The organism is Ramlibacter sp. AN1133, from assembly GCF_037890035.1.
In the GTDB taxonomy this organism is placed as follows: Bacteria; Pseudomonadota; Gammaproteobacteria; order Burkholderiales; family Burkholderiaceae_C; genus Ramlibacter.
Window position 1 is genome coordinate 105,971 of the sequence record NZ_JBBKTQ010000019.1, and the last position, 12,465, is coordinate 118,435.

A 12,465-nucleotide genomic window follows, 5' to 3' on the forward strand; every position below is an offset into this window, starting at 1 on the left:
CGCCTTGCCGCTCCGATGCCATGAAAACAACCCCCCGCTCGCCCGCAGAACTCGCCGACGCCCTGATCGCCATCTTCCCCTCGCTGCCGCGCGACTTCGGTGCGTCCGGAGAATCGGTGTTCGTCGACGCCGGCCCGACCTACCATTCCGTGCTGCGCGAATTCGCCTACTTCCTGGCCAAGGACCTGCAGGAGTTCTCGGACCGCCAGCTGCGCCGCTTCGCCGAGCTGGTGGAGCGCTCGCAGCAGGGCGATGAAGACCTGGCCGATGCCATTCGCGCCTGCCTGCTGCCGCAGATGCGCCAGCCCCAGGTGCAGCAGCGGCTGGCGCCCTTCCTGGCGCTGGACGCCTGAGGCGAGGCTGGCGCGCCACGCGGCCAGCGCCAATCGCACGTCCCTTGGCCGTCGTCAAGACGCCGTGCGCCGCCCGGGCGCATTCTCGGGAGGAGTCCGCACCCTTCCATGTCCCGCATCCTCCTCGCCTATTCCACCGTCGACGGCCACACCCGCACGATCTGCGAACGCATGCAGCAGTCGCTGAATGCCGACGGCCATGCGGTGACGCTGGCGTCGCTGAGCGAGGCGCGGCCGCCGGAAGCCGCCGCCTTCGACAAGGTCGTGATCGGCGCCAGCATCCGCTACGGCAAGCACCGGCCGGAGGTCTTCGACTACATCCGGCGGCACCAGCCGGCGCTGGAAAGCCGGCCCAGCGCGTTCTTCACCGTCAACGCGGTCGCGCGCAAGCCGGGCAAGGACACGCCGGAGGGCAGCCCCTACATCCGCAGCTTTCGCAAGCTCACGCCGTGGCGGCCAGCGCTGGTGGGCGTGTTCGCGGGCAGGATCGACTACCGGAAGTACCAGTTCTTCGACCGCCAGATCATCCGCTTCATCATGTGGCTCACGCGCGGGCCGACGCATCCCGATGCGTGCGTGGAGTTCACCGACTGGGACAGCGTGGAGGCGTTCGCGCAGCGCGTGGCCTTGCTCTGAGGCGCTTCCCGGCGACCGGGGGCCCAGGTTCCGGCGCCCCGGGGCGCCCCTAAGCGGCCGTGGGCGCGACGCCCAGCGCGCGTTCCATCAGGCTGCGCGCCACCACCTTCAGCGCCAGCGTCTCCTCGGCGCCCTCGAAGATCGACAGCACGCGCGCGTCCACGAAGTAGCGGCTGACGGCCGACTCCTCCGCGTAGCCCATGCCGCCGTGCAGCTGCAGCGCCTCGCGCGTGACCATCTCGGCGGAGCGGCAGGCCAGCAGCTTGACGAGGCTGGCTTCCATCCGCCCTTCGCCGCGGTCCACCAGCGCCGCCACCGAGCCGGCGAGCTGCCGGCAGGTGGCCAGGCGCGCGCCCATGCGCGCGAGCTTGGCGCGCGTGAGCGGGAATTCGACCAGCGCCTGGCCGAACACCTTGCGGTCGTGGCAGTAGCGGATCGCGGCGCGCAGGGCGGCGCGCATCACGCCGCAGGCGCGCGCGGCCGTCTGCATGCGGCCGCCGACCATGCCGGCCATCGTGTAGTAGAAGCCCTTGCCGAGGCCCGCCTCGCCGCCGACGACGTTCGCGTCCGGCACGAAGAAGTCCTCGAACGACAGGTCGAAGGAATGCATGCCGCGGTAGCCGATCGTGGGGATCGCGCGGCCGCTGAGCGTGCCGCCCTCGGGCTGGCGGAACACGAAGTCGTGGCCTTCGAACGCCGGCTTTTCCACCAGCACGAGGCTCAGGCCCCTGTGGCCCAGCGCGCGGTCCGGGTCGGTGCGCACCACCACCATCAGCACGCCGGCCTTGCCCGCGAAGGTGCACCAGGTCTTGGCGCCGTTCAGGCGCCAGCCGCCCGCCACGCGCGTGCCGCGCAGCGCGAGCCCGGCGACGTCGGAGCCGTAGTCCGGCTCCGTGATCGCGATCGCGCACAGCGGATCGCCGGCGGCCAGCTTCGGCAGCCACCTGGCCTGCTGCTCGCGCGTGCCGCCCGCCAGCAGCGCGCGGGTGAGGATCTCGGGCCGGGTGATCAGGCTGCCGGCCGCCGCGAGCGAGCCCTCCGACAGGGCTTCGGTCACCAGCACCATCAGCAGCGAGTCCTCGCGCTCGTCGGGCGCGCTGCCGCCGTACTGCTCCGGCACCGACAGGCCGAAGACGCCCATCTCGCGCAGCGGCTGCAGCAGCGACTCGGGCACCGTGAGGTTGTCGCGGTGGATGGCCTCGGCCTGCGGCGCCACCACTTCGGCGGCGAAGCGGCGGAATGCATCCTGCGCCATCGCGTGCGGCTCGTCGAGCGCGAGCTGGCCGACTTCGCCGTCGGATGCGGCGACGGCCTCGCCGGCCGCCTCCAGCGCCTTCGAGCCGGCGGCGGACAGGCACAGCGCCTCCCAGCCTGCGTCGTCGCGCAGGCCACGCAGCGCATCGCGCGGCAGGCCCAGCTCCAGGTGCAGCGTGTCCAGGCGCCCCAGCACTGCGTTGCCCGCTTCCACGGCGAACAGGAGCGCCAGGCGCGCATCGAGTTCGCTGCCGCCGGAGCGCACGTTGGCGACGCCGGCCTCGGCGGCCAGCAGGTCCGCCGCCGCCCACGCCAGCTCGAAGGAGGCGACCTGCCGGGCATCGAGCTTGCGGCCACTGAGCTTGCCCTCGGTGCTGCAGCCTTGCGCCAGGGCGAGCGTGGCCGCGTCGAACGCCGTGCGCAGCCGCGCGAGGAAGCTGCGGGCGGTGGCGACGGGGTCCTGCGGGTTCTGCGGGTTCTGGGGCATGGTCTCCTCCGGGTGCAGCCGGCATCATGCACGAAGGGCTCGGGAGGGTTCTGCGCCCGCTCAAGCCGCCATTGGACAGAACACCTGCGCGGGGAGACTCACGGAAAGCAAGCCATGACCATCGACGACTTCATGCGCGGCTACCAGGCCGCCTGGCAGCAGCGCGACGACAAGCTCTTCACCGCGCTGTTCGCGGCCGACGGCCGCTACCACAACACGCCCTTCGCGGTGCAGCGCGGGCCCGCGGAGCTGGCCGCCTACTGGCAGCGGGTGAAGCTGCAGGAGGATGTGCGGGTGGACTACGAGATCCTCGCGCGCAGCGGCGACGGCGGCATCGCGCACTGGCACGTCACCTACCAGGTGGCGTCGGAGGAACTGTTCCAGGTCTGGGCGCGTTCGACGGGCACCAACCTGGTCGCCCGCCAGCCGGGCGATCCCCTGCCCCGCATGGTGCTCGATGGCATCCTGCAGGCGCGCTTCGCCGGCGGGCTGTGCCAGGAAGCGCGCATCTGGTGGCACAGCATGCCGCAGGCGTGAGGATGCGCACCGACGCCTGATCTTGCGACGCGCCGGGCGCGGTGCCACACTCGCCCCCACCCCGGCCCTCCCCCGGAGGGAGAGGGAGAGGGAGCAAGAGTCACCATGCCCGAGATCCTGTCCCTGGAAGGCGGCTGCGACTGCCGCCACGTGCGCTACCGCATGACGTCGCGGCCGCTGTTCGTGCACTGCTGCCATTGCCGCTGGTGCCAGCGCGAGACCGGCGCCTCCTTCGCGCTCAACGCGCTGATCGAGAGCGAGCGGGTGGAACTGCTGGCGGGCGAGGTGGTGCTGGTCGACACGCCCTCCGAAAGCGGCCAGGGCCAGCAGATCGCGCGCTGCCCCCGTTGCCACCTGGCCTTGTGGAGCCACTACGCGGGCGCCGGGCCGGTGGTGAAGTTCATCCGCGTGGGCACGCTCGACAACCCCGACGCGCTGCCGCCGGACATCCACATCTTCACCGCCTCGAAACAGCCCTGGGTGGTGCTGCCGCAAGGCACGCCGGCGGTGCCGGAGTTCTACGAGCGCACGGCGTACTGGCCGCCGGAGAGCCTGGAGCGGCGGCAGGCGCTGCTGCCTCGGATCGAAGCCTGGAAAGCCGCGCAGCGCCGGCCCTAGCCTGCTCCGGGAGACCCACCATGCGACCGCGCATCACCCTCATCACGCTGGCCGTCGACGACCTGCAAAGGGCGCTGGCCTTCTACCGCGACGGCCTCGGCTGGCCCACCGAAGGCATCGTCGGCCAGCAGTTCGAGCACGGCGCCGTGGCCTTCTTCGAACTCGAGTCCGGCCTGCGCCTGGCGCTGTGGCCGCGCGCGAGCCTCGCGCACGACAGCGGGCTGGCCCCGGGGCCGCGCAGCCCCACCACCTTCTGCCTGGCCCACAACGTGGGCTCGCGGCTGGAAGTGGACGAGGCGATGGCGCAGGCCGCGCGGGCCGGCGCGGTGGTCGCCAAGACAGCGCGCGAGACCTTCTGGGGCGGCTACGCCGGCTACTTCCAGGACCCCGATGGCCACCTGTGGGAGGTGGCCTGGAACCCGGACCTGCAGTTGCCCGAAGGCGCCGCGCCGTGACGCCGGCGGCCCGGCCGCCTACTCCAGCGTGAAGCCGACCTTGATCGTCACCTGCCAGTGGGCGACCTTGCCGTCCTGGATGTGGCCGCGCGTTTCCTCCACCGTGAACCACTGCATGTTGCGCACCGTCTCGGCGGCCTTGGCGATCGCGCCATTGACGGCGTCCTCGATGCCGATGGTGGACGAACCGGTGAGCTCGAGGGTCTTGTAGACGTGATTGGACATGCGGGCCTCCTGGGGTCGGCGCATCTTGCCAGCCCCGCCGGAGCTGCGCGGCGCCGTCCGGCGTGAAGGGGGTTTCCCCCATCTGGCAACGCGGCCGTGCCGCCTATTCTTCGAACTTTCGGCGCTGCACAGGGAGCAGCCGCCGGCGCAGCAGGACCATGAACCCGGAAGCACGCCCCACCGTGGCCCACCACTTCCTCGACGGCCTGGCGGAAGCGGGCCTCGAGTACCTGTTCTGCAACCTCGGCACCGACCACGTGTCGCTGATCGAGGCCATGGCGCAGTTCGCGCGCGAGGGCCGGCCGCAGCCGCAAGTGGTGCTGTGCCCGCACGAGAACGTGGCGATCCACATGGCGGGCGGGTACGCCGCGCTCACCGGGCGCGGCCAGGGCGTGCTCGTCCACGTCGATGCCGGCACGGCGAACGCCGCGATGGGCATGCACAACCTGTTCCGCTCGCGCTGGCCGGTGCTGCTGATGGCCGGCAAGGCGCCCTTCACGCTGCGCGGCGAACTCACCGGCTCGCGCGACAACTACGTGCACTTCGTGCAGGACCCCTTCGACATCGGCAGCCTGGTGCGGCCGTACGTGAAGTGGGAATACTCGCTCGCCAGCGGCGTGGTCGCCAAGGAGGTACTGCGGCGCGCGCACTCCGTCATGCACAGCGACCCGCCGGGCCCGGTGTTCCTGACGCTGCCGCGCGAGACGCTGGCCGAGTCCTGCGCGGCCGAGGTCGCCAGCTTCCCGGCCGAGCGCTACGGCCCCGTGCGCGCGCGCGGCATCCCCGCCGATGCGGCACGCGAGATCGCGCAGGCCTTGCTGCAGGCGACGAAGCCCGTGGTGCTCACCTCCTACCTCGGGCGCCGGCCCGAGGCAGTGGCGGCGCTGGAGGCGCTGGCCGCGGAATGCGGCATCCGCGTGCACGAGTTCATGCCGACCGCGATGAACGTGTCGCGCGACGCGCCCTGCTTCGGCGGTTTCGATCCGGCCCAGGCGCTCGCGGGCGCCGACCTGTGCCTGCTGCTGGACGTCGACGTGCCCTGGCTGCCGAAGTTCACGCGGCCCGACGCGGCCACGCGCTTCATCCACATCGACGTCGATCCGCTCAAGCAGGACTTCCCGATGTGGGGCTTCGCCAGCGACCTGCGCCTGCAGGCCGACTGCGCGGCGGCGCTGGGCGAGGTGCTGCAGGCCGTGCGCGCGCTGGCCGACGCGGACTTCCGCGCCCGCGTGGCGCAGCGCACCGCACCCTGGGCCCGCGCACGCGACGAGCGCCTGACCGCCATCGCTGCCGCGGCGGCGAACCCGGGCAGCCGCGGCGCGATCGCTCCGGCCTTCGTCTGTGCGGCCGTGAACCGGGCGATCTCGCAGGACGACATCGTCGTCAACGAGGCGATCCGCAACGCGCCCGCCGTGCTGACGCAGATCCAGCGCACCCGGCCGGGCACGCTGGTCGGCTGCGGCGGCGGCGGCCTCGGCTACAGCGGCGGCATGGCGCTGGGCGCGAAGCTCGCGCGGCCCGGCCGGCGCGTGGTGCAGGTGTGCGGCGACGGCGGCTTCCACTTCTCCACGCCGACCTCCGTCTATGCCGTGGCGCAGCGGTACCGGTTGCCGATCCTGACCGTCGTCCTCGACAACGGCGGCTGGCAGGCGGTGAAGGAAGCCGTGCTGCGCGTATACCCGGATGGCGAGGCGGCGAGGGCAAACGCGTTCCATGCGCGGCTGGGCGGCGAGGTGCGCCGCTTCGACCAGGTCGCCCAGGCCTTCGGCGCGCATGGCGAATACGTGGAAGAACCGGACGGGCTCGCGCTGGCCTTGCAGCGCTGCGTCGACGCCGTCGACGGCGGCCGCGCGGCCGTCCTGCACGTGAAGGTGGCAGCTCCATGAAGAGGATCCTGGTGGCGGGCGTGGGCGCGATCGGCGGCATCGTGGCGGCGAAGCTCGCTGTGCACGCGCAGGTGGTCGGCCTCGACAGCAACGTGGAACACGCACAGGCCATCAGCGAACACGGCCTGGCCGTGGAGGGCGCGACGCGCGTGCGGGCGCAGTTCCCGTGCGTGAGCGAGGCGAGCGAGCTGATCCCCGAGCCCTTCGACGCGATCGTGTTCCTGGTGAAGTCCAGTGCGACGCCAGCGGTGCTGCAGGACCTGGGCAGCCACCTCGCTTCGAAGCCCCTGCTGGTCACTCTGCAGAACGGGATGGGCAACGCCGAACTGCTGGCGGCCACCGGCGCGCCGGTGGCACGCGGGGCGACCATGTCCGCCGGCCGCTACATCGCGCCGGGCCAGGTGGAGCACCTGATCCGCGGCAGCACGTGGCTGGGGCCCTGGCAAGGCAGCATCGAGGACGTGCGCTGGTTCGGCGACCTGCTGGTCGCGAGCGGCCTGCCCTGCGAGGTGATCGAGGACCCGATGGACGCCGTGTGGTCCAAGTTCGTCTTCAACTGCGTGATGAACCCGGTGGGCGCGCTGGTGGCCGGCCACAACGCCGCGCGCTACGAGGTGCCCGAGGTGTGCGCGCTGGTGGACACGCTGGCCGAGGAGTGCCAGCAGGTGGTGCGCGCGCTGGGCGGCTCCTTCGCCTTCGACCCGATGGCCTTCGTGCACAAGGTGCGCTCCGGCGCGGTGCCGCTGCCGCGCCACGCCGGCTCGATGGCGCTGGACATCGCCCGCGCCGGCGAAACGGAGATCGACGCCCTCACCGGCTGGGTCGTCGCCCAGGCCGACCGCCTGGGCATCCCGGTGCCGGCCTGCCGCACCGTCACGGCCCTGGTCAAGGGCCTGGAATACGCGGCGCGCCAGCGCCATGCCACTGTCAAGGAGACCTCCGCATGAAGCGCAACACCCTGCTGCGATCCGCTGCCGCCACCCTGCTCGCGGCCTGTGTGCTTCCGGTGGCCGCGCAGCCGGCGCCGAACGCGGCGGCGGGCTTCCCCGCGCGGCCGATCCGCATCGTCGTCGGCTATGCACCGGGCGGCGCCAACGACATCCTCGCCCGCCTGCTGGCGCAGAAGATGCAGGAGGGCCTGGGCCGCGAGGTGGTGGTGGAGAACAAGCCCAGCACCGCTGCGATCGTCGGCAGCGTCGCGGTGGCCACGGCGGCACCGGACGGCTACACGCTGCTGATGGGGGCGAGCGGGCCGATCGTGTTCAACCCGGCGCTGTACGAGCGGCTGCCCTATTCGCCGACCAGGGACCTGGTGCCGGTGTCGCTGGTGGGGACCTTCCCGCTCGTGCTGTCGGTGGCCGCGAATGCACCGTACAAAAGCGTGGCGGAACTCGCCGCCTACACGAAGGCGAACCCGGAGAAATCGAACTACGGCTCCAGCGCGGCCTCGTTCCGGCTCGCCACCGAACTGCTGAAGAACCGCACCGGCATCCGCGCCGACCACATCCCCTACAAGGGCAGCATGGAATCGATCAACGGCGTGGCTTCCGGGCAGCTCACGCTGACGCTGGTGGACTCCGGGCCGGCCATGGGCCCGATCAAGGGCGGCCTGCTGAAGGGCCTGGCCGTGACATCGCCGCAACGCATCGCCGCCCTGCCCGACGTGCCGACGATGGCCGAGCAGGGCATCGACCTCACGATCCAGTTCTGGAGCGGCCTGCTGGCGCCGGCCGGCACGCCCCGCGCCATCGTCGACAAGCTGGCGGCGGAGGTGCAGCGCATCGTCAGGCTGCCCGACGTGCGCGAGCGCATGGCGGCGCTCGCGATCGACCCCGCCGGCAGCACGCCGGAGGAGTTCGCGCGGGTCATCGCCAGCGAAATTCCCTTGTGGGCCGGTGTGGCAAAGGCCAACAACATCCGGGCCGATTAGTATTTGCGGAAATGACCATCGAGGAGAGATCGACATGCGCAAGGTGATAGCGGCGGCATTCGCCACCGCCTTCCTGCTGGCGGGGGCGCCCGCGCTGGCCGGCGAGCCCGCCAAGGGCGAGGCCGTGAGTGCGGCGCTGGAGATCGGCAAGCTGCGGGTGGCGCTGCCCCCCGGCAAGTGGAACGTGGTGGCGGTGCACACCGGCAAGGCCGCCAGCGCCGACGGCATCCCGAACGGGGCGACGACCAAGAGCTTCTACCTGGTGCAGTTCGACGAGTCCAAGCGCTTCGTCGGCTCCTTCTACATCCGCGCCACGGAGGAAGCGGGCAAGCCCATCGAATGGCGCGACAAGGCCTGCCAGCGCGAGGACACGCTGTTCCGCACCGTGCTCGGGGGTCCGTCGCATTCGCAGGACTGCGTGATCATGAACCACGTGGTGCGCTACATGCAGACCAAGCCGCGGGACCACAACGACCGCGAGGCCTGGCAGTGGATGCAGGACAACGCGGTGCAGGTGCCCAAGACGGTGCTGCAGGTGCAGGAGCGCTTCTTCAAGCCCGGCGAGTACCTGTGGGTGGACTACATCGTCAACCCGGAGCTGGTCGACTTCGTGCCGTCCACCGTCGGGGACTGGCGCGAGAGCGAGTGGCACCCGAACTTCGTCAAGACCGACCCGGAGCGCAAGGAATACATCGAGCACCTGAAGGCCTGGGCGCTGGCCAATGCCAAGGTGCACCAGGCGGCCCTGCGCGACAACGACAAGAAGGGCCAGATCGGCCCCTATCCGCGCTAGGGTTTGCTAGTCTCGGGCTGACGGGAGAACGACCATGGCCCTGCCGCATGCGAAACACCTCGACGTGATCAACGTGGCGCCGCTGGGCAACCAGCTGCAAGGCACGGTGAGCACCAGCCTGATCAAGACGGACCGCATCCAGCTGCTGCACATGGTGCTGGCGGCGCACCAGGAGCAGCCGATGCACCACGTCGACGACGAGTGCACCATCCACTGCCTGGAAGGCGAAGTCGACGTGGTGATGGGCGGCGGGGTGCGCCAGCTGCGTCCGGGCAATGTCGTCGTCCTGCCGCCCAAGGAGCGGCACGCCCTCAAGGCCCGCGCCGAGTCGGCGGTGCTGGTCACCCTGCTGCTGCACGGCGGCGACGCCGGCGACCAGGGCGGCGGCGGCAACCGGCGCGATCCCGACAAGGCCTCGCCGACCAAGCCCTGACCGGGCGCGGCCCCAGGAAGCCATGGACGATCCGTTCGGGCTGCAACGCTTCGTCGCTGCGCAGGCCGACGCGATCGAGGACGTGCGCGACGAGTTGCGCGCCGGCCGCAAGCGCAGCCACTGGATGTGGTTCGTGTTCCCGCAGTGCAAGGGGTTGGGCTCCAGCAGCACGGCGCAGTTCTACGGGATCGCCTCGCTGGACGAGGCGCGGGCCTATCTCGCGCATCCGGTGCTGGGCCCGCGGCTGCGGGAATGCTGCGCGCTGATGCTGGCCGTGCCGGGCAAGAGCGCGCACGAGATCCTGGGCTCGCCCGACGACGTGAAGTTCCGCTCGTGCCTCACCTTGTTCTCGCTGGCGGCACCGGAGGAAGCCGTCTTCCGGCAGGGACTCGCGCGCTTCTACGGCGGCGAGCCCGATCCGCGCACCGTGGCGCTTTGCGGTTCGTAGGCTGGTGGTGAGCCGCGCCAGCGCGCGAACCCCAGCGATGCTGGTGGTGAGCCGCGCCAGCGCGCGAACCCCAGCGATGCTGGCGGTGAGCCGCGCCAGCGCGCGAACCCCAGCGGTGCTGGCGGTGAGCCGCGCCAGCGCGCGAACCCCAGCGATGCGCGCGGAACGCTGGGGTTCGCGCGCGCTCGCGCGCGGCTCACCACCAGCCTACGAGGCCCCGCGGCATCCACCTTCAGCCGCGCCACAGCACCCCCACCACCACCGCCGCATCCAGCAGGATCCACCCGATGCACGCCACCCAGATCGTGCGGTCGCGCTTGCCCAGCCCGTAGAAGAACCACAGCAGCGCCGCCACCAGGTATGCGCCCCAGGACAGCAGCGACACGCCCGCCGTCTGGGCGTCGACCCACACGGCCCACACCTGCGGCACCGTCATGGCCATGGTGAAGAGCGACAGCCCCGGCAGCGCCTTCTCGAGCCAGCCGCCGCCGGCAGGAGAGGGGGAGCCGCCGGCGCGATGGCCTTGCTGGTGAGCCTGGTGCATGGCGCGACTCTACGCCCGCGCGGGCGCCGCGCATGGCAGCATGGAGCCATGAAGCAGCAGCACCAGGCACCGGGCGCCCCCGAGCCCGCCCATGACGAAGCGAACGCAAGCTACGAACTGCGCCAGGACGGCCGCGTGGTCGCCCTCGCGCGCTACCACCGCGAGGACGACGCGGTGGTCTTCACGCACACCGAAGTGGACGCGGCCCTCGAAGGCCAGGGCCTCGGCTCGCGCCTGGCGGCCTATGCGCTCGACGACGTGCGCCGCCGCGGCCTGAAGGCGCTGCCCAAGTGCAGCTTCATCGCGGGCTATATCGCCCGTCATGAGAAGGAGTACGGCCCGCTCGTGAAGCGGTGAGCGCGGCGTCGGCCTTGTCGCCGCCCTCGCTCGCGCCGCGCACCAGTTGCTGCAGCCGGTGCAGGTCGGTCACCAGCAGCGCGCGGCCCGTCTTCTGCAGCAGCCCCTGGCGCGCAAGCGCCGACAGCTCGCGCGTGACCTGCTCGCGCGTGGTGCCCACCTGCGCGGCCAGGTCCGCGTGGCGCGGCGCCGGCTCCAGCCTGGCGAAGTCGCTGTCCGGCTCCGTGGCCGCCTGCGCCTGCCGCAGCACCTCGGCGCGGATGCGGTTCTGCACGGCCAGCGTGCTCAGCTCGATCACGCGGTCGGTCAGCATGCGCACCAGCCCCACCAGGTAGCGCACGTAGCGTTCCTCCACCCGCGGCTCCTCGCGCAGCAGCTGCTTGAAGTCCGCGCCGGACAGCGATGCGCTCAGCACGCGCGTGCTGGCGTGCGCGTCCGTCGTGCGCAGGCCGCCGTCGACGGCCGCGAAGTCGCCGACGATCGAGCCTTCCTGCACCTGCGTGAACAGCACCTCGCGGCCGTCGGCCGCATAGACGTGGATGCGCACGCGGCCATCGACGATCAGGTGCACGTCGCCGCCGGTGGTGTCGCGCGAGACGATCGGCTGCCCCGGCTCGAAGCGGCGCCAGGTGCACTGCGCGGCGAGCGCATCGAGGCGCTGCTGCGGCAGGTCCGCCAGCAGCGGCAGGCGCGCGAGGCCGAGGGAAGACATCGGGATCATGGAAGGCATCGGGTCACTCTCCAGGCTGTCGCGGGATGCGGCGCGACACCACAAATGTCACGCCGCGCGGGGAAGGCGCCCGCGGCGCGTGCGAATCCGTACATCGCGCGAACGCCGCTGCTCCCACCATTTCCCCACCCGGTCCCGACCGGGCTTCCCGTTCCAAGGAGAACCGCCATGCATCGTTGCCCCACGCCCTGTGCGCCTGCGCTGCCTCGTGGGCCGGCGAACTGCCGGGGCAGTTGCGGGAACCATGATAGTCCGCCGCCCCCCGTCCGCCCCATCGTCCCTATGACCGACCCGGAAGGAAGCAAGCCATGACACCCCTCGTCCTGAAGTTCGAATCCCCCCGGCGGGACGCCGCCGCCCGCCGCGCCCAGCCGATCCGCGACGCCATCGCGCTGCTGTGGGAGCGTCCCGCGCTGGACCACATCCGGGATCCCGGCGGGCTGGAGCATCCGATGGCCCAGCGCAGCAAGCGGCTGATGCGCAATGCGCGCGTGTGCGGGGGGTGATCGATTCCTGAGTGCAGGAGGGCCTGCAAGAGGAGGAGTGGTGGAGTGCCCCACCCCGGCCCTCCCCCGGAGGGGAGGGAGCAAGAACCCTTTCCACCCCCTGGAGGGCCTTGCTCCCTCTCTCCTTCGGGAGAGGGCCGGGGTGAGGGGCACATCCCCAGCCTCGCGACGAAAAAAAAGCCCGGCCATGCCGGGCTTTTCCGTTGCAGGGCGCGAACTCAGACGTTCATCACGGCGACGGAGCGCGAGTTCAGGTACGCCTCCAGCGCCTCC

17 protein-coding genes are annotated in these 12,465 nt (G+C 71.6%); 13 read left to right on the plus strand and 4 right to left on the minus strand.

What is annotated here, in order from left to right:
* The first annotated feature begins 20 nt into the window (after window positions 1–20).
* Window positions 21–353: a hypothetical protein gene (locus WG923_RS22430; protein WP_340353229.1), complete on the plus strand. Its 333-nt coding sequence runs from the start codon at window positions 21–23 to the stop codon at window positions 351–353.
* A gap of 108 nt (window positions 354–461) precedes the next feature.
* The gene (gene hemG, locus WG923_RS22435) at window positions 462–989 is read left to right on the plus strand and encodes a menaquinone-dependent protoporphyrinogen IX dehydrogenase (protein WP_340353230.1); all 528 of its coding nucleotides are present in this window, start codon (window positions 462–464) and stop codon (window positions 987–989) included.
* 49 nt (window positions 990–1,038) lie between these two features.
* Here hemG and WG923_RS22440 read toward each other — a convergent pair whose 3' ends face one another.
* Window positions 1,039–2,730 (minus strand): acyl-CoA dehydrogenase family protein, encoded by a 1,692-nt coding sequence (locus WG923_RS22440; RefSeq protein WP_340353231.1) that lies wholly within the window; start codon window positions 2,728–2,730, stop codon window positions 1,039–1,041.
* 114 nt (window positions 2,731–2,844) lie between these two features.
* On the opposite strand from WG923_RS22440, the gene WG923_RS22445 reads away from it, so the two are divergent.
* The 3 genes from WG923_RS22445 to WG923_RS22455 all read left to right on the plus strand — a co-directional run bounded on the left by WG923_RS22445 (window position 2,845) and on the right by WG923_RS22455 (window position 4,340).
* Window positions 2,845–3,267 (plus strand): nuclear transport factor 2 family protein, encoded by a 423-nt coding sequence (locus WG923_RS22445; protein WP_340353232.1) that lies wholly within the window; start codon window positions 2,845–2,847, stop codon window positions 3,265–3,267.
* Between the two features lie 105 nt (window positions 3,268–3,372).
* A complete protein-coding gene (locus WG923_RS22450; protein WP_340353233.1) occupies window positions 3,373–3,885 on the plus strand; it encodes a GFA family protein in 513 nt (170 codons plus the stop codon).
* A gap of 20 nt (window positions 3,886–3,905) precedes the next feature.
* A complete protein-coding gene (locus WG923_RS22455; RefSeq protein ID WP_340353234.1) occupies window positions 3,906–4,340 on the plus strand; it encodes a VOC family protein in 435 nt (144 codons plus the stop codon).
* Between the two features lie 18 nt (window positions 4,341–4,358).
* Here WG923_RS22455 and WG923_RS22460 read toward each other — a convergent pair whose 3' ends face one another.
* Entirely contained in the window at window positions 4,359–4,565 is a 207-nt protein-coding gene (locus tag WG923_RS22460) for a dodecin (protein WP_340353235.1), read from the minus strand.
* Window positions 4,566–4,723: 158 nt separating this feature from the next.
* Between WG923_RS22460 and WG923_RS22465 the strand changes: the two genes are divergently transcribed.
* From WG923_RS22465 to WG923_RS22490, 6 genes are read left to right on the plus strand one after another with little or no spacing between them, the layout of a single operon-like run.
* Window positions 4,724–6,451 (plus strand): thiamine pyrophosphate-requiring protein, encoded by a 1,728-nt coding sequence (locus tag WG923_RS22465; protein ID WP_340353236.1) that lies wholly within the window; start codon window positions 4,724–4,726, stop codon window positions 6,449–6,451.
* Complete coding sequence (locus WG923_RS22470; protein ID WP_340353237.1) at window positions 6,448–7,398, plus strand: ketopantoate reductase family protein; 951 nt, start codon at window positions 6,448–6,450, stop codon at window positions 7,396–7,398. The genes WG923_RS22465 and WG923_RS22470 overlap by 4 nt, the downstream gene beginning before the upstream one ends.
* Window positions 7,395–8,381: a Bug family tripartite tricarboxylate transporter substrate binding protein gene (locus WG923_RS22475; RefSeq protein ID WP_340353238.1), complete on the plus strand. Its 987-nt coding sequence runs from the start codon at window positions 7,395–7,397 to the stop codon at window positions 8,379–8,381. Before WG923_RS22470 ends, WG923_RS22475 begins: the two co-directional genes overlap by 4 nt.
* A gap of 34 nt (window positions 8,382–8,415) precedes the next feature.
* Window positions 8,416–9,174 (plus strand): hypothetical protein, encoded by a 759-nt coding sequence (locus tag WG923_RS22480; RefSeq protein WP_340353239.1) that lies wholly within the window; start codon window positions 8,416–8,418, stop codon window positions 9,172–9,174.
* 34 nt (window positions 9,175–9,208) lie between these two features.
* Window positions 9,209–9,607, plus strand: coding sequence for a cupin domain-containing protein (locus tag WG923_RS22485; RefSeq protein WP_340353240.1), 399 nt, complete (start codon window positions 9,209–9,211; stop codon window positions 9,605–9,607).
* A 22-nt stretch (window positions 9,608–9,629) separates the two neighbouring features.
* Window positions 9,630–10,055 carry a DUF1810 domain-containing protein gene (locus tag WG923_RS22490; protein ID WP_340353241.1) on the plus strand — a complete coding sequence of 142 codons (426 nt, stop codon included), beginning with the start codon at window positions 9,630–9,632 and terminating at the stop codon, window positions 10,053–10,055.
* Between the two features lie 232 nt (window positions 10,056–10,287).
* Here WG923_RS22490 and WG923_RS22495 read toward each other — a convergent pair whose 3' ends face one another.
* Entirely contained in the window at window positions 10,288–10,599 is a 312-nt protein-coding gene (locus tag WG923_RS22495) for a hypothetical protein (RefSeq protein WP_340353242.1), read from the minus strand.
* On the opposite strand from WG923_RS22495, the gene WG923_RS22500 reads away from it, so the two are divergent.
* Complete coding sequence (locus WG923_RS22500) at window positions 10,573–10,956, plus strand: GNAT family N-acetyltransferase (protein WP_340353243.1); 384 nt, start codon at window positions 10,573–10,575, stop codon at window positions 10,954–10,956. The two genes, WG923_RS22495 and WG923_RS22500, sit on opposite strands and share 27 nt — an antisense overlap.
* Here WG923_RS22500 and WG923_RS22505 read toward each other — a convergent pair.
* Window positions 10,898–11,686, minus strand: coding sequence for a Crp/Fnr family transcriptional regulator (locus WG923_RS22505; RefSeq protein WP_340353244.1), 789 nt, complete (start codon window positions 11,684–11,686; stop codon window positions 10,898–10,900). The two genes, WG923_RS22500 and WG923_RS22505, sit on opposite strands and share 59 nt — an antisense overlap.
* Before the next feature lie 308 nt (window positions 11,687–11,994).
* On the opposite strand from WG923_RS22505, the gene WG923_RS22510 reads away from it, so the two are divergent.
* Window positions 11,995–12,192, plus strand: a complete 198-nt coding sequence (locus WG923_RS22510) for a hypothetical protein (protein ID WP_340353245.1) — start codon at window positions 11,995–11,997, stop codon at window positions 12,190–12,192.
* The last annotated feature ends 273 nt before the right edge of the window (window positions 12,193–12,465 follow it).

What these genes read in the sequence shown, in the direction of transcription:
- WG923_RS22430 (WP_340353229.1), top strand. Translation starts at nt 21, where the DNA reads ATGAAAACAACCCCCCGCTCGCCCGCAGAACTCGCCGACGCCCTGATC.
- hemG (WP_340353230.1), top strand. Translation starts at nt 462, where the DNA reads ATGTCCCGCATCCTCCTCGCCTATTCCACCGTCGACGGCCACACCCGC.
- WG923_RS22440 (WP_340353231.1), bottom strand. Translation starts at nt 2,730, where the DNA reads ATGCCCCAGAACCCGCAGAACCCGCAGGACCCCGTCGCCACCGCCCGC.
- WG923_RS22445 (WP_340353232.1), top strand. Translation starts at nt 2,845, where the DNA reads ATGACCATCGACGACTTCATGCGCGGCTACCAGGCCGCCTGGCAGCAG.
- WG923_RS22450 (WP_340353233.1), top strand. Translation starts at nt 3,373, where the DNA reads ATGCCCGAGATCCTGTCCCTGGAAGGCGGCTGCGACTGCCGCCACGTG.
- WG923_RS22455 (WP_340353234.1), top strand. Translation starts at nt 3,906, where the DNA reads ATGCGACCGCGCATCACCCTCATCACGCTGGCCGTCGACGACCTGCAA.
- WG923_RS22460 (WP_340353235.1), bottom strand. Translation starts at nt 4,565, where the DNA reads ATGTCCAATCACGTCTACAAGACCCTCGAGCTCACCGGTTCGTCCACC.
- WG923_RS22465 (WP_340353236.1), top strand. Translation starts at nt 4,724, where the DNA reads ATGAACCCGGAAGCACGCCCCACCGTGGCCCACCACTTCCTCGACGGC.
- WG923_RS22470 (WP_340353237.1), top strand. Translation starts at nt 6,448, where the DNA reads ATGAAGAGGATCCTGGTGGCGGGCGTGGGCGCGATCGGCGGCATCGTG.
- WG923_RS22475 (WP_340353238.1), top strand. Translation starts at nt 7,395, where the DNA reads ATGAAGCGCAACACCCTGCTGCGATCCGCTGCCGCCACCCTGCTCGCG.
- WG923_RS22480 (WP_340353239.1), top strand. Translation starts at nt 8,416, where the DNA reads ATGCGCAAGGTGATAGCGGCGGCATTCGCCACCGCCTTCCTGCTGGCG.
- WG923_RS22485 (WP_340353240.1), top strand. Translation starts at nt 9,209, where the DNA reads ATGGCCCTGCCGCATGCGAAACACCTCGACGTGATCAACGTGGCGCCG.
- WG923_RS22490 (WP_340353241.1), top strand. Translation starts at nt 9,630, where the DNA reads ATGGACGATCCGTTCGGGCTGCAACGCTTCGTCGCTGCGCAGGCCGAC.
- WG923_RS22500 (WP_340353243.1), top strand. Translation starts at nt 10,573, where the DNA reads ATGGCCTTGCTGGTGAGCCTGGTGCATGGCGCGACTCTACGCCCGCGC.
- WG923_RS22495 (WP_340353242.1), bottom strand. Translation starts at nt 10,599, where the DNA reads ATGCACCAGGCTCACCAGCAAGGCCATCGCGCCGGCGGCTCCCCCTCT.
- WG923_RS22505 (WP_340353244.1), bottom strand. Translation starts at nt 11,686, where the DNA reads ATGCCTTCCATGATCCCGATGTCTTCCCTCGGCCTCGCGCGCCTGCCG.
- WG923_RS22510 (WP_340353245.1), top strand. Translation starts at nt 11,995, where the DNA reads ATGACACCCCTCGTCCTGAAGTTCGAATCCCCCCGGCGGGACGCCGCC.